The sequence below is a fragment of the Streptococcus sp. HSISS3 genome (genome assembly GCF_000448605.1).
Lineage (GTDB): Bacteria > Bacillota > Bacilli > Lactobacillales > Streptococcaceae > Streptococcus > Streptococcus raffinosi.
In genome coordinates, this window is sequence record NZ_CM002130.1 from 419,144 (window position 1) to 441,014 (window position 21,871).

Genomic DNA, 21,871 nt, shown 5'->3' on the forward strand with positions numbered 1-21,871 from the left:
CGTAACTCGCAGACTGTCCAATTACTTCTTAGCTTCCAGTGGATCTAGCCGTGTGTAAGCGTAACTATATTCCTCAAGAAATGCTTGAAGACGTCGAGAATAGACGCCTGTACCCTCAAATATAATCTCAGGGTTATGAACAGTTTTCAAGTCGCCCAACAGGCGATTGAACCCAATGGCATCATTGAGTATGGTGTAGCCCTGAACCTTCTCACCGTTGACTAAAATGGCCACTTCAGAGCTTGTTTTACTTACATCAATTCCAAATACTGCACGCATGACATTACCTCTTTTGTCTTGAATAATTCCATGTTTTAGTGATTTTATTTTCAATACGCGACGCTTAGCGTCCCACATACTTTGATCAAACTCCACCTAAAACAAGGTGTCTTGCCAGTTTGTCAAGCGACGTCTAGCGCCATAGAGCCCTACGACTTTACAAGACACCACTACTTTAACATAAAGAAAAAGTAGTGAGTACTCTCTCCCGTCGGAGATTTCTTCACTACTAATCTTAGTATGTTTTCTACAAAAAAATAGACTCCATAATTCCTACAGTGGTTTTACCCACTACAGAAATTATAGAGCCCCTTTAAATTGGCTTGTTTTTTTATTTCTTAACTAAAAAGAAGAGGAACAGAGGATTGAAAAGACTAATGATGAATAGAATAATACCACAGACAATAAGTAAACCAAATACTGGGAAAAAGAAACCAGAGACAGCCCCTATCATTATTCCTACAAAATGGATAATACCATGAAGTGTCATCAATAAACAAAATAGTGCAAAGATTCCAGTTAGAGACAAAGAAAATTTCAACCAAATCGTCTCTGCAGCCTCGCTTACCATAGAAAAAAGAAGTGTGATTAGGAAGCAGGCAATACCGATGAGTGCGGAATAAAGTAACCATTTAAATGAGGTCCAAGTGCTTATATAGAGTGAAAAGTAGAAATCTTGTAAAATATCTAGCATCCTAAAATCCCTCCTAGAAAGATTATTGCGATTGTATTTATTTGATTGTATCAATTTTTAAGTACCTAGACAAGGACAGAGAGCCCTAAATAGATGTAAAAAACCAAAAACATGCCGATGAGATTCGGTAGTTAAGAGATGTCACTGGGTTACGAACACCCTATGTTGTTTTATAGAATAATGTTTATGGAGGAAATCATATGCCAGGTTTAATTGAAGAACCAGTCTTAACAAAAAAAGAACTTAGAAAGCGAAAAAAAGAAGAGGCACGTGAATCTATCCGGAAATTAACGGAGGGTAGAGAATGAGATTGCTTAGAAAGTTAGGAGCGCTCTCTATTGCTTTTGGTAATATATGGTCTTGGGCAGTCATCTTAACAGGAGTATCGAACAACAATATAGAAGCAAGTGACTTTGTGCTATCAGCAAGCGTGATTTTTGCTACTAACTTCTTTGGGTTGATCAAGTTACTTGGCGCATTAAAGCCATATCGTGGAGAACGGGTGCTAACCCATGCGCCCTCTCTGGGTCGTGCAGTTCTTAAATCAAACAAAGAGCGAAATGTTTACATGACATACGAGGTTAAAGAAGATAGAGTTTCAGAAGATGATTGGTTCGCTTTTAAAGTAAAATTGGAAGATTACGCCAAAAACTTTCTGGAAAAATATTATCCTACCGTAGTTGTTGATTTCGAGTTTAGGTTGCTAGACCAAAAGTTAGATAAAGCTCTAAATGGACGACACATTGCCTTAGACACGTATTTTGGTGACTTTGACAACTATATTTACTTATCCGATTGGCTGGTTCATGCAAGTATCTATTGTGAAGATTTTTCAATCGTAGTACCTACGCTAAGTCACGAATTGGTGCATCATGCCTTGTTTAAACTGGGGAAAAAATATGGTGACGGTCAAAATGACTTTGAAAAAGAATTGGAACGAATTGGCTTGCCATCAAACTATAACAAAAAATATATGGGAATATACGTTTCTAGGAAAGAAGAAGATGGTAAGACGATAGCTGAAATCAACATCGATAAAAACGAGCAATCAAAGCTCAGTTTAGGAATGGATAAAATGAAAAGTGTAGCTCATGGGTAGAAAAATCAAAATGCACAACAAACCGATAACGGAATGTCAAGTATGATCTATGGTTGCGGACTAGCTGCTGTATCAGCAGGTATTGCAGCTGCAATTGTTGGTGCAATCAACGCAATTCAATTCTAAAAGGTATTAAGAGAAATATAAAAACGTTAATAATTATGGTACAATAAGAAGATTAGGAAAGAGGTTGATAATTATGAATAGAGAACAATGGATTGACTATTATGAAAGTATCAATGGTCATAAACCTTCTATTTCAGAGGTTTATGAAGCCGAAAAAAATGGTGATATTTTTGTAATTTCTGAGTCGTCTAACCCTTTAACTATCGGAAATCAGGATTATATGTCAAATCATAGTCCTAATTATCGCAAAAAATCAGTCTGGAGAAGCCTTTGGAATGGACTGACTTTTATCTTCAGTGTTTTATGGTGGTTGGTAAAATTTGCATTTTCAGTTGCTTTATTTATAGTTAATGTCATTTTGACCATTTTCTTCTTTGTTTTCCGTATCACAGGTTTAATTTTTCTCTTATCACGTTAATATTTATCATGAAGTGTTTCGGACACTTCTTTTTTTTATCCTTAAAGTATGAAGGGAGGACTATGGACGAACTTATAAAAAACATGACAAAAAGCTTAAGGCAATATAATAGCGCTACAAACCAAGCTGTTAATAGATGTAAGTAATCAAAAATATGCCGATGAGAACCGGTAGTTAAGAGGTGTCACTGGGTTACGAACACCCTATGTTGTTTTATAGAATAGTGGAGAATAATGTTTATGGAGGAAATCATATGCCAGTTTTAATTGAAGAACCAGTTTTAACAAAAAAAGAACTTAGAAAGCGAAAAAAGAAGAGGCACGTAAAAGTAAACAAGCTAAAAAGAAAGAAAAACAAACAAAATTTGAAAGTATCGACCTTGGCGAACGTGCTGGAGAGGAGTTCGTGTATGTTCCGCTCAATAAGAAAAAGCGTAAAGACTTTTTAGACACTGTTGCGATATCTGATGTGAAGTCTATTCTATATGGCTATCCTAATCAACCGATTCGATTAGCCAATCCCTACTCCGGATATGTACAAATATTTGAAGTGTTTGGGCAAGATATTCAAGCTATGTCTAACGAAGAACAGGCAGCTATTCAACTAGGCTTTACTCTATTTCTGTCTGGTACTACCTTTGACATGATGATTCAGACAACAAAATTGCCAACAGACGTCTCAAGTCAATCTAACGAATTTCTGCGTCTTCTAGATGAAGTCAAACAGGAACAGAACGCTCCGGAATTAATTACCAAAGATGGTGATGACATCGATACAATTTCACGTAAAGAGAGACGTGTTTATCAACTAAGACAACGTGAAGATATTTTAAAAACAAAATATCTCGTCCAACAAGTCATTGCAGTCAATCAACAAAATATTGAGTTCTTTATTTGGGTGTTTGGAGATACTTTGTCTGAAATTGATTCTAACACGCGCAGCACTCTAACTATTGCTTCGAGTCACGGATTTGCCCCAAAGGTTGTATCTGTCGAAAAGAAGGAAGAGTTATTGACGCAATATTATAACTTTAATGATTCACTTAATGTTTCGCTTAATCAGTACTAGAGGGAGTTTACATGGATTTAAGTTCACGAAAAATCAAAAAATATATTCGAGAAGGTTATGACCTTAACCTTATTAGTAGGATTCAAAGTGATACCCCAGATTTTAAACATGATGATAGGTATTGGAGACAAGCTAACGGGTATTATAAGATTGCTCATGTACCATATGACCGATATCCAGTGAACGGGTTACCTGACTTCTGGATGAGCGATTTAATGCTTGTTGATAATGTTATCAGTTTTATGTCCTTGGAACATGCTTCAAACAATGAAATGTCGGACTTAGCATCAAAAGCTATTTCGAATATGTTAGCAACGCAAAATAGACAGGCTGCACAAGATGCAGATGATAAGAAACGTATTAGTTCTTTGTTAGGCTATCGCGAAAAACTTGATAATAATGTTCCTTCTAAAAAGATTCACACTCGTTTTCTATTAGCTGCAAATACTTTGAACAAACTGGTAGAACGAGAAGCTGAACTCAAACAACAGTTGAATCAGTACTCTATTTCTTCTTCAGATGGCATGCAAGACGTCGAATATCATTCAGCCTTTGTTCCTGCTTCTCGTTTGGAAGATACTCCATTGCGACGAAAAGGACAAGCGGCATCTGTCTGGGATTTAGGTGGTGGCTATCCTTTTAATCATACAAACTTAATGGATACCTATGGTGTTTACCTTGGTGAAACCCGTACTGGCGGGGTAGTAAACTTTGACCTTTTGCATGAAGATAGGGAACGTAAAATTCCTACGATGATGATTGCTGGAGCAGGAAATGGGAAAATGAAGCTATTAGGTAATTTGATTGATACTTATTTTGCTAAAGGACATACCATTTTTAACATCGACCTTACTGGTCACTTAAAAGAACTTACGGAACTGCAAGGAGGTCGATATGTTAAAATGTCCGGAACTAATAATCGAAATCATATTAACCTCATGCAAATTATTGCAACGGCTTCCTCTGCAGATGGAGAGACAACAGACCAAATCCAATCTTATTATGCCCACCGTAATAAATTACGGGCTTTGGCTCAAATTCTTGATCCTGGTTTAAAGAATTCAGACCTCAATAATTTGAAGTCTGCCTTAAACGACTTCTACGAAGACCGTAGTTTGTGGCATCGTAATGCTGAAGATATGGAACAAGAAGACTTAACTATTACGAATGTCATTCCAGAAGATTATCCGACTCTATCTCATTGGGTAGAACGTTTAAACAAGCTTAAAGAGGATAAAATCGCAGAGGGCAATAAAATTGATGCTGAAAGTTATGACCGTCTGTATAATGCTTTCTCTGGTCTCTTGGGAGATTATCGCTTCTTAAATGCGACCTCACAGTTTGAAGATTTCTCGAATGAACAAGTCGTTACCTTTGATTTATCTGGTATTCAAGATACTGAACTTCTAAATATTCAGCTATACCAAGTGTTATCAATCATTTCATCTTATGCTGTAGCAAATGGAAAAAGGGTATCTGAGTATTTCCGTAGAGGGATAATCGGGGGAGATAAGAGTCAACGACCTCATAGTATTATTACCATTAACGGAGCACATAAGCTCTTTAATTATCGATACTCAGAATCTCTTAATTTCCTCAAAGATTTGATCCAAAATGTAAGTAGTAACTACTCCGCATTTGTTATGGAGATGAGTTCACTAGATGACATCCTTTTGAATGCGAATTCTACAGACGCAGTAGATTACATTTTAGCTACACGCGCGATTTTCTCGATGATGACGTATCGTGTCTTTTCTCAATTAGGTGATTTGACTATCCCTCGACTAGCAGAGGCTTTACAAGGAGAAATGACCGAGAGCGAACTTTCTTCACTGAAGTATTTAAGAGATGGTGACTTTTTCTTAAATATTGCCTCTGTCAAGAACTTAGTCTTTAATCATCAACTAGCAGATAATACGTCTTATGGGAAGTATCCATATGATGAGTTCTCACGATATGCCTTCCTACCGTAGTAATGATAAAAGGAGGGAAATAGAATGAATTCAGTACAACCACATTCTGGTGGGAAATTTCAACTACAGACTAAAATACTAACAGAAGATAATCCACAGGATTTGGAAAGAATTGTGAATTCTTACTTGGAGATCTTGGCTTACAAAAAGACCTGTCGTGTTGTTGATATTACTTATCAGATGCGAAAAACACATCTTTTAAGTAGTTTATGTGGCTTATTTGGAAGTCAGCAAGTGGCTGAGTACTCAGCCATGATTATCTACCAAGAACCTGCTCGATTTGAGTCGAGAATATTTGAAACAGAAGAAGCACCAGAGGAGGAAAATTAATCAATGACCACACTAATGCAAATGTCTCTATGGGTTAACAATATAGCTTATGACATTAAGACACTACGTTTCTTTAGGATAGTTTCCTTCCTTATTAGTTTAGTTCTTGGTTTGGTTGGTTTCTATAGCTATCTTATGCTCTATCAGACACTTTTATTCGCCTATGGTGTTCATTTTATGGCTATTGCCTATACACCATATGTGTTAAGTGCCTCGATTGTGGCCGTTTATCATCTACTCACAGGAAAGAGACGTGAACGTATCAAGAAAGCAAAGCGTATCCTTATGTTTAGTCTTCTTCCTATTTGTTTGATGAACACCTGGGGCTTTATCACGCTAGTGACTTGGGGGCTTGCATGGGTTATGGCCAAACTAGAATATAACCATAGAAAACGTGCGGTTAAAATAGTCTCCTTCTTCTCAAAAGACTATTCACCTCTTTTTGAAAAGAGATTGGCTAATCGAAGCAACTATTATGCTTACCAGTCTGCCTATCGTCTCTTGGACTTGATTGAGGTGTCAGCTTATGAAGAACTCTTTAAGGAAGAAGTGACGGAAAAAGATTATAAAGCTGGTCTCGTTGTTAAAGAGTTACACCGTACTTTTAAAATCAAAGGTGTACCGTTCTCTAAGATAACAGTAACAGACAAACTCTATATTGCTCCACAAAAAATGCCAATTATTGGTTTACGGAGGTTTTAAACATATGGTATCTTATCGTTTTAAACGAGATGGTCAGTATATTCGTCGTGAAGTAGAACTAAATTCTAATGATAATCAAGACGGAGTTTATCCGGAAAGCCTCGAAGATCAATTAGATTACTCAGCATTTTACGATACCTATTATGACGGTTTTGATGAGGACAGTATTTCACGTGAGCAAGGGAAAAAACAAGGTCTCATTGCGCGTGGGAAAGAAAGGTTATCCAGTGTCAAGGAGGATGTGACAGACTATTATAATTTGCAAGTGGAACGTCACAAAGACTATTACTCAGATGAAGATTCATTTTGGATGCGAAAGCAACAACAAAAACGAAATCGAAAATTCATTAAACAAAGTATCTTTCTTGCCCTAGGACTTTTACTTGTATTTGGTTGGTATTGGCTAACCGCACTACTTCATTAAGGGGGTGACTAAGATATTTGAAACGAATAGGTGATAAAGCTGCTCGTGTTCTTCTAACGATTTTTGGAGTGAAGACAACCATTATTATAGGAACTATTTTAACTTTTGCGGTTATCTTAATTGCAATTATCACTGGTTTAATGGGGACAATTAGTACTTCCGGTGGGAAAGGTGGCAAGACTAACGCCCAATGTGTAACCTACCAGAAAGACGGTGATGAAGAAGACGATGATGATGGCTCTAAGCCTCAATCGACTTCTACTAAAACAGACTCAGCATCTGCAGGCGACTCTGATCCCTTCACGAAGGGGACAAAAGCTTATGAGAATGCCCACAAAGTATTTATGGCTTTTGTGAATGCGGGACTGTCTGGGGAATCTGCTGCAGGTGCTGTTGGTTGGGCAAACTCTGAAGGGAGCTATGACATCATTGGACGTGCCCAAGGGCATTACGGTGGTGGTATTAATGACTCCATTTCTAAGGGGGCTGTGCCAACGACAGGTGGGACATCTAATACGCTTGGGGGTGGTGGAATTTTCCAGTTTGACCCCTACACGAAATATGCACCTCTAAATAGTCCGGACTGGGAAGATGCTGATAAGATGGTTGCCTTTGTTATTGATGCAATCTCAAAAGGTGACTGGAACCCAGCCTATGACGAATCTGGCCATAACTGGTCATTCCAGGAGTTTGCGAAACAAACCAATATCGATGAAACTGCTATGTCATGGAATGCCTACGAACGAGGTAATATGGCTTATGTCAGACCAGAGCAGAAGAAGGCAGATGCAAGGAAGTTTGCGGAAGTCTTCGAAGCAAGTAAATATAAGTACGATGATGCCAAGTTCCAAAAGGCGTTTGGTGGTGGCGGTGCTTCTTCTAATAACTCCTCGTCAAGTAGTCAAAGTTCAGATGATGATGACGGTGACGACGATGAAGAAGATAGCGACAACGAAGGCGATGATAACGATAGCAGTTCAAGTAGTTCATCAAGTGACTCTAGCAACAAGGATAGCAAAAAAGACAGTGATAAAGACAAGAAGTCTATTGATACTGATAAGGCTATCAAGTGGTATAAGGATAAGCTAGGGAAGGTTAAGTATTCTCGTGATGCTCGTACTGGGCCAGATAGCTATGACCATTCATCTGCTCTATACTATGCCCTTGTTGATGGCGGTGCTAAAGAATCTGGTTCTCCAGTAGATACCGACTCAGAACACGACTGGTTGAAAGACAGTGGTTATGAGTTAGTGTATGAGGGTGCCTGGTCGTCCAAAGATGATGTTCAAAACCGTGAAAAAGGAGATGTCATTATCTGGGGTACGAAAGGTAATAGCTCTGGAGATAAAGGACAGACCATGCTCGTTGAGGATAAGGAAAATATTATCCAATGTTCTCCATCAACCGACGGGATTTCTGAGAATAATTATGGCCAATATCGAGACCGTATTACTATGGACTATGGAAAAGTCTATGTCTATCGTCCAAAAAAATCAGACGATAAGAAGGATAAAGATGATAATAAGGATGAAGTAGACGCAAGTGAGTGTGGTGATAGCGATAGTAGTAATCTTAGCACAGATACAGGTCAGCCACTTGATGTCCCTTATACCATTACCCAACTTTTCGGTGCATCAGCTAATGCTGGTGGTCCAAATGCGGGTTCAGGACACACAGGAATGGACCTTGCAGCACCAGAGGGCTCTCCAATTTATGCCGTAACAGACGGTGAAGTAGTAGAGGTCAATGAAGAGGCGATGAATATCGACGGTAACCACGTGATGCACACTCTTCCAGATGGCACTATTATATATTATGGACATATGCGTGATGTTCCTCTTGTTAAGAAAGGGGATAAGGTCAAAAAAGGCCAACTTATCGGATATGTTGGACAAACGGGTGCAGCTACTGGACCACATATTCACTTTGAACGTCGGAAAACGAAAGTCTTCCAGTATGGTGATTTCTTGAGTCCAGCATCAATTATTTTAGGAGATACCCAACCACAAGTTGGTATGGTGATTGATCCTAAGACTCAAAAAGGTGGAGCACCATCTAAAGAATAAATCAAAAAGGAGAAACAGAGTATAAATGAGTAAACAATCAAAAATTAATCCGAAAAGCATGTCATTATTGGCTGTACAAGGCCTAGATTGGTGTTTGCGAAAAGCTTTCTTATGGTTCGCTATAATTATGGGAACGATTTTCCTTAATGTTTTTATTAATACGATGCCTATAAAGCAAGCAACGATCTACCTTTATATTTTTCAAGGAGTTTACCTCGGTCTCTTTACGTTAAAGGCTGTTTCTAAATATAAAAGTGGGATACTGTCAATAATTATGTGTAAACACTCAAGTAGAGTTAAAGAATGTTAATCAAATAAGCTTTCAAGTGTGTCAGAACATTGGCCAAACCCTTTATGGATGCGTTGACTTTGCTTGAAATTATAATCTTCAAACAGGGTAACTAAATAACGTTCCAGAGCCTCCTCGTTAGGAAAAAGAACCTTCTTTTTCGTTTGACGTTTGATTTCTTTGTTGAGAGACTCAATAAGGTTTGTCGAATAAATGCTGTGCCAAATCTGGTAGGGAAACTGATAAAAAGTTAAAAGATTATCAGTATTCTCCAGACTTTCCTATATTTTGGTTTCCATTCGGCGATAAAGTCCTCTAAAGCTTGTACTGCCATTTCCAAATTTTCAGCACGATAAATCGTTTTAAATTGCTCCAGAATAACCGCTCTATCTGCTCGTTTCACCTTACTAGCTAGATTTCGACTGATATAAATTAAGCAACGTTGTGGTTTAGCTAATGAGTAAGCCTGACTGATAATCTGCTCAAGCCCCTTGAAGCCATCGGTCACTACAAGAGAAACCTGTTGGATTCCTTGGTTTTGAAGCTTGTCTAACAGGGGGAACCAAGAAGTCTACTATAACGGATTGATTCCTTTTTGTATTTACACAACTTATTTTATACTACCTGTTGATGCTAAAGCTTTTTGAAATTGGTTGAAATAAACGTTTATTAAACCAGGCTTGAAAAAAGCTCGTAAAGCTAGCCAGTTCTCTAAACGTTAATTCGTTGCTGGACAGCGAATACAAACGAAAACACTTTGCATATTGCAAGGTGTTTTTTTCTATGAGAACCGGCGGTGCGCAATTAGGATAGCTCTAGCGACCTTAGTCGCATAGAGATATGCTATGCAAAGTTGCCCCAAGAAAACAAGTGAAGCGATGTTTGCTTGGATGGCAACCGCTGCACTCAAAACGTTAATCAACTCGATACTATCAACGTTTCAAAGCACTCAAGAGTTTTCCTCATGGGTGCTTTTCTTATGTTTTTTGAAAAAGTTCGTCTCAAAGTTCACCTTATTGTTTTAGAGACTTTAAGGCAAATTCACCGACTGCCATAGGCACTATATTAGAAGTGTTGACATAAATCTGTGTTGTAACTGTGTCGCTATGGTTTAGAGGCTTTGTTGAAATTGCTTGCAATGATGTCCTTGCTTGCTTAGCTAGTTTTACTCCAGTATGATGCAGTTTATGAAGTAAAGTATTTTTTAACCTTGGATATTATTTTTGTTAATAGTCTTTTGTGTTATAATTTAGAAATGATATGAAAAAAAGTATTTATTTAAATTCTGTAAATTTGACTTTGTGTAAACATGAGAAAAATTGAATATAGATAATGATGGGAGATAGTTTACAATGATAAGTTTAGAGCTGATGTCTGAAGAAAATAGTCTAGATGTCTATTCTTTTGAAAAAGAAAATCAAGAGTATTTTGAGCAAAATTTACCTCCTAGACCAGGTGACTATTTTAATCCAGAAGGTTTTAAGGAAATTACAAGGGAATTGTTAACGGAACAAGAAAATCATGACGCCTACATGCATATTATCAGAAATTCGCAAGGCGTTATGGTCGGAAGGATCAATTTAAGTGTTTTAGGGAGTGATAGAAAAACAGCAGAACTTGGATATAGGATTGGAGAAAGCTATGCTAATTTAGGCTATGCAAGCGAAGCGGTTAAACTTGTTTTAGACAAGGCATTTCATACTTATGGGTTAAATAGAATCATTGCGGGAACAGCAACGGATAATCTAGCCTCTAAGAGAGTGCTTTTAAAAAATGGTTTCACATTTAGTAGGATTATAGAAAATGATTTACAAATTAATAATGAGTGGGTGCATACAGCAGTATTTGAGATAAGGAATCTATAGTATCATCATTCCCAGTTTACTGGCAGGACTGATGGAGTTATCAACCTTTACAGACATTCAAGAGGACTCTCTTGGATGTCTTTTTGTTTTACGAAAACCACTAGCTGTGCTAGTGGTTCCGAAAAGCTTTTAGCGATGTATCAAAAAAGTCCCCCTAAAGTGTTATATTAGATAAGGTTTCCCGACCACTAACTAATATACAAAAGGAGGACCCCTGATGAGATAGGATAATAATAGTTTAGCACATACTACATGGAATTGTAAGTATCATATTGTGTTCGCACCCAAATATCGACGTCAGATAATTTATGGAAAATACAAAGCAAGTATTGGTCAAATCTTACGGTTATTATGTGAAAGAAAAGGCGTTGAAATTCATGAAGCAGAAGCTTGCCCAGATCATATTCACATGTTAGTGAGTATACCACCGAAACTAAGTATTTCTTCATTTATGGGATATTTAAAGGGTAAAAGTAGCTTAATGATATTCGACCGACACGCAAATTTAAAGTATAAATATGGGAATCGCAAATTTTGGTGTCGAGGCTTTTATGTTGATACGGTTGGGCGAAACCAGAAGCGAATTGAAGAATATATTTGTAATCAATTACAAGAAGACGTGGTAGCAGATCAGCTTAGTCTGTTTGAGGAGTATGATCCGTTTACAGGTGAGAAGGGTTCTAGCTTAGCAAAAAGAGCAGGGAAGGCCTGACTATCATGGATATTTCCTGATTCAACCGTATAAGCTAAGGCCCAACCGTGTTTATCACAAGCTACCTGGGCATTGTAAGCAAAGACTTTCTTATGTTCTCCCTTATGAAACCAACCACTGTCTGGATCCGTCGTTGATTGTTTCTTAGGTTTAGCCTCGCCTCTTTTGGCGGGCTTTAAGAACTTTTTTGCGTGTTTTCTCCTATCTAAATTAATTTCAGTCTCCGGTTGTTCACTCATGAATTTAGCTTTTTGAACAATAACAACATTTTTGTACTTATGATTATTAGCAGTAGCCTTGATATGGGTCCCATCAATGAAGATTTCTGAGGGAACAATGAGCCCTGCTTCCAAAACTTGATGAAGCACATGACTAAAAATGTGTGTTAACAATTCTTTGTTTTGAAAGCGTCGGCTATAGTTCTTACCGTAAGTTGTAAAATGAGGCACCTTATCGTCCAGAGATAAGCCAAGAAACCATCGGTATGCCGTATTCACCTCAATATCTTTAATAGTTTGGCGCATAGAACGAATGCCATAAAAACATTGAATCAACGGGATTTTAACTAATAAAACAGGGTCTAGACTAGGGCGACCATTATCCGAGGAATAACTATCTTCGACAAGAACATAAATAAAAGAAAAATCAATCGTTTCCTCGACTTTGTCTTCAATCTGAGGGATTGGAATTTTATTTTCAATCCCTTTTTGGATAAAGAAAATAATAATGGTGCTAATTAGGATTAATACCTAAATAAGTTTTAATTTTCTTTTCAAGAAAATCAATATGTTGGTTAATTTCAGCTTGTTGCTTATGAAGTTCATCAAGTTGAAAAAAAGTAGTCTAAGTCGTTGAGGAATTGTGGAGTCTCCTTTATATCTTAGGTCAGCGTATTCTTGCATATTTTTAATAGACATTCCCGTCTTTTTTAATCTAATAATGAATTGAGTCCACGCTATATCAGAGTCATCATAGTATCTACGATTATTTTCTTCTCTATGTGAGTAAATCAATTTTTCTTGCTCATAGTATCGAAGTGTGGGAATAGAAAGTCCAGTTTTTTTAGCAAATTCTCCAATAGAATAGTGAGCCATAATATTTCCCCCTTTTTTTTTAATATTTTAGCATAATTTAAAAAAATCGAAAAATTTTCAGTTTTCTCTTGACATAAAGTGCACTTTACTATGTAAAATACATAGCATCAAAGGAATTTGATATAAAGCTAGGAGAGGAGGTAATGCCATATGGAAGTGGAAGAAAGACGAAAAATTGGTTTGAAATATCTGAAGACCATAGATGGTGAAGTTGGTGATGAAGTCATAAAAGCCCTTGATGGAGTGGCAGGGGATATTGGAAATTATATTTTAGAATTTGCTTTTGGCGAAATTTATAATCGTAAGTCACTTAACCTAAAACAGCGAGAAATGATTACTATTACAAGTTTGCTGTCGCAAGGTGGAACAGAACCTCAACTTAAAGTTCATATTAATGGAGCTTTGAATGTTGGTCTAAGTCAGGAAGAAATTCTTGAAACATTTATCCAATGTATCCCATATGTCGGTTTTCCAAAAGTTTTAAATGCTGTTGACTCAGCAAAAAATGGATATAACTGATATTGATATCTTTGAATTGAATGAAGCATTTGCTGCACAATCAATAGCTTGCATAAGACAATTGGGAATCAATGATATGGATAAGGTTAATCCTAAGGGTGGTGCCATTGCTTTAGGGCATCCAGTTGGAGCTTCAGGAAGCAGAATACTGACTACTCTAATTTATGAGTTGATTGAAAATAAAGGAAATTATGGAATCGCTTCTCTGTGTATCGGTGGCGGAATAGGAGCAGCGACTCTTATAAAAAATGCAAATAGCAATCTGTAAAGGAGAAAATCGTATGGAACAAACGAAGAATTATACTTGTATTACTGGAGCCAGTGCTGGTATAGGAGCGGAGACAGCAAGACAATTTGCAAAATTAGGAACGAATCTTATTTTAATTGCTCGGCGTCAAGAACGACTAGAAAAATTGAAGCAAGAGATTTTGAACCATTATCCGGATTTAGATGTTGTTATTAAAGTTGTTGATTTATCGAAGTCCAGTAATGTTTTTGCTCTTTATGAAAGCTTGAAAAAATATCACATTACTACTTTAATAAATAATGCTGGTTTTGGAAATTATGATAAGGTTGAATCTCAAGATTTAGAAAAGATAATAACATTAATCCATCTAAACATTGAAGCTTTAACAATTCTATCAACTCTATATGTGAGAGATTATAAAGATTGTAAAGGCGCTCAATTGATTAACTTATCATCTAGAGGCGGATACATGATGGTTCCAAATGCAGTTACATACTGTGCAAGTAAATTTTATGTCAGTGCTTTTACAGAAGGCTTGGCATTGGAACTAGAGGCAAATCAACATCAATTAAAAGCTAAGGTTTTAGCTCCAGCTGCCACAAAAACGGAATTCGGTCAAGTTGCTACAGATTCGAAAGAATACAATTATGATGAGCATTTTGCTAAATATCACACAAGTGAAGAGATGGCACAATTTTTGATGGAATTATATCAAAGTGACAAAGTTGTTGGTTTAGTTGATGTTACAAATTTTGAATTTCATCTTAGCGGACCACTACTTAAACATTAATTATTTTAATAAATATAGATAATGTGGTATCGATTAATAGTTGCAGTCGTTTTATAATAAGAAGAAAGCTTCTGAAACGTTAGATTTCAGAAGCTTTTTGTCTTTAAGTTTTGAGTAAGTTATAATTCTCTGTGATATTTAGGATATTTAAAAAATATACAAGTGTTTTTGTAGATTAATTTACAATTTTTCCAGTATTTTACTAAGTAGTTCTTCTAACTTTCCTAAGTCTCCATAGACTGTTCCGTCCATATAAAGATTGTAAACCTCGTCATCTTGCTCCACACGTATTTGTGCAGAATAACCTTTTGATAGTGCTAAGGAACGAATAACTTCTCGTTGAGTTCGTCCATTCCCTTCTCGAAAGGGATGGAAATAATTAAGATTATCAAGAATTTTTGCTAATTGTTTAATAATTTTATTTTTGAATTAGCAGTTTGATAATAGGTATGAATAAGATGGTTGATATAGTCTTGGGCAGTACTGAAAGATTGTATTGGCATAAAGGGATTCCCGCTTTTTGAGATATTCACCTTGCGATATTGTCCCGCCCAAGCATAGACATCTTGAAATAAATATTTATGAATGGCTAAAATATCACTAATGGAGTAGACTTCAATGGTTTTCAAGCGCAAGTCTGCAAGCCTTCTAGTAACGAATAAATGCTCATTCAGGTAGGCTTCTTCAATATTTGTAATATTTTGTTTGTTGATTAAGACTGTAGAATTTAGATAGGTATATTGGTTGTTGGGGTCAATGTACTCATAGCCTTCGTATTGATTTTTAACCAATATTCAATTCCTTTCGTTTGTTGATAACATAAGTTTTTAAATCAATCACATCTTGAACAGTAGGTTCATAATTTTCAATCATTGATGACCCAATAGCATACCAGACAGTATCAAAATCTGAAAAGTTATCAAAGGGAATCCCTAAAATTGTTAATTCTTCTTTATTTACATCAAGAGTCATGGCACACCTCCTTGTATAGAGTTATCCTCATTATACCATAAAATCGGTATTTTCACCTAAAGGATAGAGACTGTTATTAAAGTATGAATTTGTGATAAAATAATTTTATCATAAAAAGAATAGCAGGGGTGTAGCATGGAGCCATATATTACAGAAGCTTTAGTAAAAGCAGGGATTGAGTTGGGAACTCTAACATTTAAAGGAACAACAACACTAGTGAATAGTAAAATTCAATCATTAAAGGAAGAACGTAATGCCGATAAATTACGAAATACTTATGATGAAATTGTAAATGAGTTGCTTTCGGAACGAGAACAGGCAATCAGAATTGCTCAGGCATATAAAGAAGAATATGAAAAAGTACATATTGATGATAAAGATATTGAGTATTTGCACAATACTTTAGAACGGGTTATTTCTCTGCTATCTTCATTTACTAGTGTTGAAGATGGGAAAGAAGATTCAATGAAACAATTAGTTGCTTTACTTAACAAGGATACTTTAAAGACTATGCAATTATTGGGATTTAATTACAAGGAGGCAATAGGAGAACCTCTAACGGAGGTTTGTTCAAATGCTATAAGAAATAAATTAGGAGGTCTATCATCTAAGAAAAACGTACGTAACAAAAAATAATTTAACTAATGGTGTGAACTTTTAGTATTTATCAGCTCAATTCTTTGTAATTTTGGGGTAAAATTCACACCATTCAGATAAAATTAGTTGAAATTGATTGAAATAACGCTTTCAGAAAAGTGTAGAAATGCTTGATATTAAAGACTTTTGAAATTTAGTCAAACAAAAGTTGTTCAAACCAGGTCTTAAGAAAGTTCATAAAGTTAGCTAGTTATCAGAACGTCAATTTGTTACTAAACAACAGATTAGAAACGAGAACGCTTTGCAGTTTGCAAAGTTTTTTTTCAGTATAAAGAATAGGTGCTAATTCTACCGAAACCAAAATGGAGGATATACATCTAGAAATCGATCAATTAAAGATGGTGTTTTATATCCTGTTGGAATTCAAATTAGAGAAATGATCTCACAGGTTATAATGAAAACTGAACCTAACCAAAAATTATACAACTTGTTTTCGGTTGAGTTGAATAATGAAGAGTGTTGGACTTAGAGTATTTTACTTAAATCTCACTTTTGATAGTCAGTTTCAAGCAATCTAATTTTTCGTTTGAAGAAGATGAGTGAAAAATGTCTGTATATAGTATAATGATTTTAGAAGAGTTTGAGTCATTGAATGGGGAACCTTGAAAAATAAATTAATACAGAGGGAGGCAACAGTGACATGAAGTCGAAAAGATATACAATTTTTGGAATAGTTGCCATTGTGAGTTTAATTTTCTTTGTAGTAGTGACTTTTTGTGGAAAAGGGCATCAGTGGAGTAATAATGTCGTACAAGGATTTAAATCGCTTGGTCTTAAAGGTAATGTAAAAGTAGTTAGGACATATAAAGAAATTGAAGCATTTCACGGTACTGTTGTTGAAGTGAATTATACTGAGAGATTTTCTGATGGATATTTTTTAGATAAGAATCTTAGAGCAGATATACGAGAATCTAATGGTGATCATATTTCAGATTTTTATCCTCCGTTATCTACAAAGATCGAAGCATTGCTCAATGACAAAGAAAAAGACTTGTTTGATACTGTTAAATTTAACGAGTTTAGCTTCTTGTTAGATGTTTATAAAATGAGACCAGGTTTTCAACGAGAAGAAGATAAAATCAAAAAAGACGTTGCCAATAAAATCAATAAACTATTTGATAGACAAGTGACGTTTGATTATAGTTATAAATTTGAGCCTGTATCTAGAGAAAAAATCTACGCAACTATTCTTTCACAGGCAGTTAAGAATCGTGATAATGGAGACTTTGAAGCGGCTGGTTTTTATAATATTAGACCTAAAAATTTAATGAAGAGTAAAGCAGTGAGTCTTCATTTGGATTGTATTTTTGCTTCTCTTGATCCTAACGCTAGCAAGTCATCTTCGAGAGAGCATATCGATTATTTTAAAACGAAACTCTTATCTTTGCCCAAAGGCTCATTTTCTGATGGAATCTATGAAATACGCAGTAATTATTATAGTGAAGAAGGGGAAAGTATTGATGTAACTTGTATATTTGTTGTTGAAGACGGTGTTGGTCACTTTGAAGAAGATAAAATGAACTAAAAACAGAAAATACACCTGAATGAAATTTGGTATAAAAAGTATCTATACTTGAGTTGTCACTTAAATAGTATTTGCCATCGTGATGTTAATCAAGGGCTTAATATAATAAATAAAACGATAGAGATGGGGGGATTGACTTTGATAAAAAAACTACTAAGGGTATCCTTAATATCTGTATTACTAATACTTTTGTTAATATCTATATTTAAATCAATCGATAACAGGAATAAGACTTATGATAGTGAATTCATAACTTCATTGGCAAAAGGATTGGATGAACGTTGGAAAGTTACTGACCTAAAGAATTATGATGAAAGAGAAGTTGAAGACTATAAATCTTATATAGATTATGAACTAATTGAAATTGAACAGTATAAAAATAGGAAATTTAAAAATCCTAAGTTAAAGAGATTGGCTAACACATATATTAACGTCCAACTGAATGAAAGAAAAGCTATAGAGAGTCGAGATACTGTGGAAAGTGCTTTTATGTATGAGTGGAATGATTACCAAGATAGACGTTTTGAATTGCTTCTAGATATTAATTCAATAGTAGCAATTCCTGTTCAAGATAAAATAAGATTGGATGGCATATTGAAAGATGGTAAAGCTGTAAAAGAATTTAATAGAGTTTACGGTATACTAGTAGATACTCTTGCTCCTAAAGACTTCGTAGCTGAAACTGGATCAGATATATCAGGAAATGAGAAACGCTACATAGGGAATTTTGAAAATACTACAGGTCATGACATCATTAGCATATATATTGGTATTGATTATTATGACAAAGATGATAATCGTCATGTGGGTCCATTAATTGAATCATATGATATATGGAAAAATGGAACTAAAAAAGCTTCGAATTCTCGATTCTAGATTCAGATACACAGATCAAATATTTTAAAGTTTTCATAAGTAAGAGATGGTTAAGTTTTAGGTAGATTTTCTATTTTATTAAAATCAAAATTATATGCTAAAAAAGAGGTATTTTTATACCTCTTTTTGTTCACTCTTCAATTACGCTTTCACTGTCCTATATAAAATATATAAAAGTTGTTAAGTTCACTAGTAGTTAAATCCCTTAAAATCAGTATTTATGATGATAACGAGTCTAAAAAATCTTGGAACAAGTTTTGAATGTTCATCATCCCAAACTATCAACTTTCAGGGTAATAGGTCTTTTTAAGAAGGCCTATCTTATGTATGGTTTAGGTTTTGCATCACTTCGAATGTATAAGGGGTGCTTGGGTTCGCCACTTTTATTGGTATCTAAACAATGTAATGAATCTACTAATTCATAAACTATCTGAGAACGGTTATTGAAACGACCATGATTCCCCCAGCAAGCGATAATCTTCTCTGATTTCTTTGCGAATTTTTTGATATAATAATCATTTTCGCTTCCGACGGGATTCTTATCTGAATATAGTCCTTGAGGATTAGTTGTTCTAAGTGCGAAAAGATTTGCCATAATAAGACCACCGTACCCCCAACTCTTTGCGAAGTTGATACATCTTCTTATTGTTGGATCATCTTCATTTCAACTTCCATCTATTTGGAATTAATGGTAGGCTTTCTCCAAGCTATCTACCACTAATTGACCTAACCGTTAGTGAAAATAAAGTAAAATAATACATAAACATAATTATGTAAATACTTAAAAGGAGTCAAAAGATGGCTCCTTTTTGTTGGTTATATTGTTTGAGTAGAATACGAGAGGACAGTTTACATAATTTAGAAAAGCCAGCTCCCTTCATTATTAGGATAGCTGGCTTTTGGGAAATGGCTTTTATTGTATGAATTTGATATACTTTTATATGTAGAAAAGTGATAGACGGTGGCTTTCATTCATTAGAGAGGAGTGATGCCTATGGGCAAGCATTCGAAATCTAGTAGAAAGGAGAGCCGTTTTGACAGCGTTTGAGGTTGTGCAAACCATTCTAGGCTTTAGTAGTTTTACTATTGCTCTTATTGGTTTATGCTACAAGCTCTTTAAAAACGATGACAAAAAATAATCCGTCCCCACTTTTGGCGAAGTAAGACGGATTATTTTCGTTTAAAACTAGCCACCGTCTTTTAAACGGATCTACGTGGAAGTTGAGTAGAAGTTCAACTTCCTTTTTCAGTTTTTATTTTAGCAAATTAGCTGAATTTCGTCAAATTGATAACACGTTATTGATTAGAGTTGTTAATAAAATATTAATCATGTACTGGTATGAGCATAGATAAGCAATAGTTTAGCTAAAGGAAATAGGTTCATCATTTTCGAATCCCAGTTTGCGTGTTAGTAATGATGTTTTTGTATATCTGAATCACTATTTTGAGAGGTGAATAAGACTATGAGTAAAGTTAAGGACTGTTTTGAAATAATAAAATATTTTTATGAAAAGGTAATGCGATACCGTAAAAATATTGCCATTGAGTCACTTGTCCCATATGATTGTAGATTATTTGAAAGTCCAAGCGAAGAATTTGAATGGCAATCAAAAAACATGTACTCTAACCTAATCAAGAATAAACTTTCTATTCAAAATAGAAGTGAAGAAAAGCAGGTAGTAACTTCGGTAGTACTTACTAATGTAACATTTGAGAAAGAGTATTTTGATTATATCCAATATGATGGTGGTTTCAGAAATGTTGACCAAAAGTATATCTTTCTTTTGCTAAATAATGGTAATCTTAAAGGTGAGTCACAAGAATATACTATAAAATTTTATGCTCAAGGAACTCAAGAGAACGGAAAGGAGTTACTCTTTCAGAGTGATATACCAGAGACGTCTATTAATTCAGGTGAAATAAAGGTTGCTGAAGCGATTAACTGTGAAAGAGAATTTAATAACTATTTTCATGAGCATATTGAAAAAACTCGTTTAGTCATTGAGGTTAGTTGCTATAGAAAAGTAATATATACAGATTCCATTGACTATATAAGAGATAGTAATAAGTTCATCAAGCCATTAGGTGGAGCTGAAAAACCATTTGATTCTGATAATATTATATTCAGAATTGATAAAGATTTTAGCTTTAGAAAGAGAATGACGCAAAAATGTCAAAAAGAATTAAATCTTGGGAATAATAGTCTTGAATTTTTTATTTTATCTGATGAATCTGGTAAATTAACATATTCTTATGAACTATATAGCGGGAAATATGTATTAAAAAATGAAACAACCGATAAAGAAATTAGTTTGAATATATTTGTTCCCCAATATAAAACAATTATTAGTACCTTCTATGGTAAGTTTTATTACAGTTTATTAAAAGAAAAGCTGAATCCTCAAGATACTTTTTCGAAAGATGTTATTCAATCGATATCATCCGATATAGTTTATGAGAAATACGAAAATAGTAATCAAATTACTTGGTAAATAATTTATCATATTCTTAGCCAATTCGTACCTTATTCAAGAATTGAGAACTTAGGAAAATCGCTAGATAATTTAAGAGTGGAAGTGTCTGATAACCTTAGTTCAAGTTTAAATAATATTGAATCCTCGATCTCGAATTTAGAAGACGCAATGAGTCAGTTAAGATTTGATTTAAAGGATTAGCTCATTTTTATAATGGCTTCTAGAACAGTAGTATTATATTAATTATATGTTCCACTGTACTTTTAATGTTTGACCAGCGAATAAAGATATATGTAGTTCGTAATGGTTTATAATAGTAATTTGTCGTGGATAGAATTTAACATATATCTATTTCAGTCAAGAAGTACGACTGGAATCGCGATTTAAAATCTAAAAAATTACTAATTCAACGAAATAAAAATACTCCTGAGTCTTTTCAGGAGCATACAAAAAAGGCTGAGAACACATTCGGGGATTTACCTGAAAAACAGGAGGCAGCACCTCTACCTGAAGCGGATGAACCGCAACCTTTGAATGAGTCGTCACCGGCTCAAACTCAGTCTCAACCTTTATTTAATTTTACCAAAACCGAAGTGTCAGAGTCAATTTATAAGGCATGATAGAATGGGATAGTCAAGAATTATTAATATAGATCAAAAATGTAGGAGTTTC

At 35.1% G+C, this 21,871-nt stretch carries 20 protein-coding genes and 6 pseudogenes; 18 read left to right on the top strand and 8 right to left on the bottom strand.

Translation table 11 applies throughout. The annotated features are described in order from the left end of the window. Positions 1-24 precede the first annotated feature (24 nt). Positions 25-279, bottom strand: a pseudogene (locus tag HSISS3_RS02150) (transposase); the annotation flags it as partial. Positions 280-610: 331 nt separating this feature from the next. Next, complete coding sequence (locus tag HSISS3_RS02155; RefSeq protein ID WP_042771755.1) at positions 611-973, bottom strand: hypothetical protein; 363 nt, start codon at positions 971-973, stop codon at positions 611-613. 304 nt (positions 974-1,277) lie between these two features. Here HSISS3_RS02155 and HSISS3_RS02160 point away from each other — a divergent pair, with 304 nt between their 5' ends. The 8 genes from HSISS3_RS02160 (at position 1,278) to HSISS3_RS02195 (ending at position 9,179) form a co-directional block, all read left to right on the top strand. Further along, on the top strand, positions 1,278-2,072 hold the full coding sequence (locus HSISS3_RS02160; protein WP_021151572.1) for a hypothetical protein: 795 nt from the start codon (positions 1,278-1,280) through the stop codon (positions 2,070-2,072). Positions 2,073-2,271: 199 nt separating this feature from the next. Then, positions 2,272-2,616 (top strand): hypothetical protein, encoded by a 345-nt coding sequence (locus HSISS3_RS02165; RefSeq protein WP_021151573.1) that lies wholly within the window; start codon positions 2,272-2,274, stop codon positions 2,614-2,616. A gap of 405 nt (positions 2,617-3,021) precedes the next feature. Continuing rightward, the gene (locus HSISS3_RS02170) at positions 3,022-3,684 is read left to right on the top strand and encodes a hypothetical protein (protein WP_021151574.1); all 663 of its coding nucleotides are present in this window, start codon (positions 3,022-3,024) and stop codon (positions 3,682-3,684) included. A gap of 11 nt (positions 3,685-3,695) precedes the next feature. Next, positions 3,696-5,657: a TraG/VirB4 family ATPase gene (locus tag HSISS3_RS02175; protein WP_021151575.1), complete on the top strand. Its 1,962-nt coding sequence runs from the start codon at positions 3,696-3,698 to the stop codon at positions 5,655-5,657. A gap of 24 nt (positions 5,658-5,681) precedes the next feature. After that, positions 5,682-5,987: a hypothetical protein gene (locus tag HSISS3_RS02180; protein WP_021151576.1), complete on the top strand. Its 306-nt coding sequence runs from the start codon at positions 5,682-5,684 to the stop codon at positions 5,985-5,987. Positions 5,988-5,990: 3 nt separating this feature from the next. After that, a complete protein-coding gene (locus HSISS3_RS02185) occupies positions 5,991-6,689 on the top strand; it encodes a hypothetical protein (RefSeq protein WP_021151577.1) in 699 nt (232 codons plus the stop codon). Positions 6,690-6,693: 4 nt separating this feature from the next. Next, positions 6,694-7,113: a hypothetical protein gene (locus HSISS3_RS02190; protein ID WP_021151578.1), complete on the top strand. Its 420-nt coding sequence runs from the start codon at positions 6,694-6,696 to the stop codon at positions 7,111-7,113. A gap of 17 nt (positions 7,114-7,130) precedes the next feature. Beyond that, complete coding sequence (locus HSISS3_RS02195) at positions 7,131-9,179, top strand: phage tail tip lysozyme (protein WP_021151579.1); 2,049 nt, start codon at positions 7,131-7,133, stop codon at positions 9,177-9,179. A gap of 306 nt (positions 9,180-9,485) precedes the next feature. On the opposite strand, the pseudogene HSISS3_RS11430 reads toward HSISS3_RS02195, so the two are convergent. Further along, positions 9,486-10,036: pseudogene (locus HSISS3_RS11430) on the bottom strand (transposase); the annotation flags it as partial. Between the two features lie 784 nt (positions 10,037-10,820). Between HSISS3_RS11430 and HSISS3_RS02210 the strand changes: the two are divergent. Beyond that, positions 10,821-11,333: a GNAT family N-acetyltransferase gene (locus HSISS3_RS02210; protein ID WP_021151581.1), complete on the top strand. Its 513-nt coding sequence runs from the start codon at positions 10,821-10,823 to the stop codon at positions 11,331-11,333. A 217-nt stretch (positions 11,334-11,550) separates the two neighbouring features. Continuing rightward, positions 11,551-12,045 (top strand): annotated as a pseudogene (tnpA, locus tag HSISS3_RS11440) (IS200/IS605 family transposase). Here tnpA and HSISS3_RS02215 read toward each other — a convergent pair. Both HSISS3_RS02215 and HSISS3_RS02220 read right to left on the bottom strand, forming a co-directional pair. After that, positions 12,000-12,710 (bottom strand): annotated as a pseudogene (locus tag HSISS3_RS02215) (transposase); the annotation flags it as partial. The pseudogenes tnpA and HSISS3_RS02215 overlap by 46 nt on opposite strands. Before the next feature lie 67 nt (positions 12,711-12,777). Beyond that, positions 12,778-13,139 (bottom strand): annotated as a pseudogene (locus HSISS3_RS02220) (MerR family transcriptional regulator). A gap of 150 nt (positions 13,140-13,289) precedes the next feature. Here HSISS3_RS02220 and HSISS3_RS02225 point away from each other — a divergent pair. The 3 genes from HSISS3_RS02225 to HSISS3_RS02235 are packed head-to-tail and all read left to right on the top strand — an operon-like array spanning position 13,290 to position 14,695. After that, entirely contained in the window at positions 13,290-13,658 is a 369-nt protein-coding gene (locus HSISS3_RS02225; protein ID WP_021151584.1) for a carboxymuconolactone decarboxylase family protein, read from the top strand. Further along, positions 13,645-13,926, top strand: coding sequence for a 3-ketoacyl-CoA thiolase (locus tag HSISS3_RS02230; RefSeq protein ID WP_021151585.1), 282 nt, complete (start codon positions 13,645-13,647; stop codon positions 13,924-13,926). Before HSISS3_RS02225 ends, HSISS3_RS02230 begins: the two co-directional genes overlap by 14 nt. A 13-nt stretch (positions 13,927-13,939) precedes the next feature. After that, the gene (locus HSISS3_RS02235; protein WP_021151586.1) at positions 13,940-14,695 is read left to right on the top strand and encodes an SDR family NAD(P)-dependent oxidoreductase; all 756 of its coding nucleotides are present in this window, start codon (positions 13,940-13,942) and stop codon (positions 14,693-14,695) included. Between the two features lie 180 nt (positions 14,696-14,875). Here HSISS3_RS02235 and HSISS3_RS02240 read toward each other — a convergent pair. Both HSISS3_RS02240 and HSISS3_RS02245 read right to left on the bottom strand, forming a co-directional pair. Beyond that, positions 14,876-15,486: pseudogene (locus HSISS3_RS02240) on the bottom strand (Fic family protein). Then, positions 15,479-15,667, bottom strand: coding sequence for a hypothetical protein (locus tag HSISS3_RS02245; RefSeq protein ID WP_000171299.1), 189 nt, complete (start codon positions 15,665-15,667; stop codon positions 15,479-15,481). Before HSISS3_RS02245 ends, HSISS3_RS02240 begins: the two are co-directional and overlap by 8 nt. Before the next feature lie 135 nt (positions 15,668-15,802). On the opposite strand from HSISS3_RS02245, the gene HSISS3_RS02250 reads away from it, so the two are divergent. The 3 genes from HSISS3_RS02250 (at position 15,803) to HSISS3_RS02260 (ending at position 18,725) form a co-directional block, all read left to right on the top strand. Beyond that, entirely contained in the window at positions 15,803-16,303 is a 501-nt protein-coding gene (locus tag HSISS3_RS02250; RefSeq protein WP_021151587.1) for a hypothetical protein, read from the top strand. A 661-nt stretch (positions 16,304-16,964) separates the two neighbouring features. Then, positions 16,965-17,849, top strand: a complete 885-nt coding sequence (locus HSISS3_RS02255; protein WP_021151588.1) for a hypothetical protein — start codon at positions 16,965-16,967, stop codon at positions 17,847-17,849. Positions 17,850-17,987: 138 nt separating this feature from the next. After that, positions 17,988-18,725 (top strand): hypothetical protein, encoded by a 738-nt coding sequence (locus HSISS3_RS02260; protein WP_021151589.1) that lies wholly within the window; start codon positions 17,988-17,990, stop codon positions 18,723-18,725. Positions 18,726-19,041: 316 nt separating this feature from the next. On the opposite strand, the gene HSISS3_RS02265 is transcribed toward HSISS3_RS02260, so the two are convergent. Further along, the gene (locus HSISS3_RS02265; RefSeq protein WP_134954248.1) at positions 19,042-19,371 is read right to left on the bottom strand and encodes a DUF1643 domain-containing protein; all 330 of its coding nucleotides are present in this window, start codon (positions 19,369-19,371) and stop codon (positions 19,042-19,044) included. 358 nt (positions 19,372-19,729) lie between these two features. Here HSISS3_RS02265 and HSISS3_RS11445 point away from each other — a divergent pair, with 358 nt between their 5' ends. Then, the gene (locus HSISS3_RS11445; RefSeq protein ID WP_073687020.1) at positions 19,730-19,864 is read left to right on the top strand and encodes a putative holin-like toxin; all 135 of its coding nucleotides are present in this window, start codon (positions 19,730-19,732) and stop codon (positions 19,862-19,864) included. 324 nt (positions 19,865-20,188) lie between these two features. Beyond that, positions 20,189-21,217, top strand: coding sequence for a hypothetical protein (locus HSISS3_RS02270; RefSeq protein WP_021151590.1), 1,029 nt, complete (start codon positions 20,189-20,191; stop codon positions 21,215-21,217). Positions 21,218-21,871: the final 654 nt, after the last annotated feature.

What these genes read in the sequence shown, in the direction of transcription:
- HSISS3_RS02180 (WP_021151576.1), top strand. Translation starts at nt 5,682, where the DNA reads ATGAATTCAGTACAACCACATTCTGGTGGGAAATTTCAACTACAGACT.
- HSISS3_RS02270 (WP_021151590.1), top strand. Translation starts at nt 20,189, where the DNA reads ATGAGTAAAGTTAAGGACTGTTTTGAAATAATAAAATATTTTTATGAA.
- HSISS3_RS02155 (WP_042771755.1), bottom strand. Translation starts at nt 973, where the DNA reads ATGCTAGATATTTTACAAGATTTCTACTTTTCACTCTATATAAGCACT.
- HSISS3_RS02255 (WP_021151588.1), top strand. Translation starts at nt 16,965, where the DNA reads ATGAAGTCGAAAAGATATACAATTTTTGGAATAGTTGCCATTGTGAGT.
- HSISS3_RS02185 (WP_021151577.1), top strand. Translation starts at nt 5,991, where the DNA reads ATGACCACACTAATGCAAATGTCTCTATGGGTTAACAATATAGCTTAT.
- HSISS3_RS02245 (WP_000171299.1), bottom strand. Translation starts at nt 15,667, where the DNA reads ATGACTCTTGATGTAAATAAAGAAGAATTAACAATTTTAGGGATTCCC.
- HSISS3_RS02160 (WP_021151572.1), top strand. Translation starts at nt 1,278, where the DNA reads ATGAGATTGCTTAGAAAGTTAGGAGCGCTCTCTATTGCTTTTGGTAAT.
- HSISS3_RS02210 (WP_021151581.1), top strand. Translation starts at nt 10,821, where the DNA reads ATGATAAGTTTAGAGCTGATGTCTGAAGAAAATAGTCTAGATGTCTAT.
- HSISS3_RS02175 (WP_021151575.1), top strand. Translation starts at nt 3,696, where the DNA reads ATGGATTTAAGTTCACGAAAAATCAAAAAATATATTCGAGAAGGTTAT.
- HSISS3_RS02230 (WP_021151585.1), top strand. Translation starts at nt 13,645, where the DNA reads ATGGATATAACTGATATTGATATCTTTGAATTGAATGAAGCATTTGCT.
- HSISS3_RS02250 (WP_021151587.1), top strand. Translation starts at nt 15,803, where the DNA reads ATGGAGCCATATATTACAGAAGCTTTAGTAAAAGCAGGGATTGAGTTG.
- HSISS3_RS02165 (WP_021151573.1), top strand. Translation starts at nt 2,272, where the DNA reads ATGAATAGAGAACAATGGATTGACTATTATGAAAGTATCAATGGTCAT.
- HSISS3_RS02225 (WP_021151584.1), top strand. Translation starts at nt 13,290, where the DNA reads ATGGAAGTGGAAGAAAGACGAAAAATTGGTTTGAAATATCTGAAGACC.
- HSISS3_RS02235 (WP_021151586.1), top strand. Translation starts at nt 13,940, where the DNA reads ATGGAACAAACGAAGAATTATACTTGTATTACTGGAGCCAGTGCTGGT.
- HSISS3_RS02190 (WP_021151578.1), top strand. Translation starts at nt 6,694, where the DNA reads ATGGTATCTTATCGTTTTAAACGAGATGGTCAGTATATTCGTCGTGAA.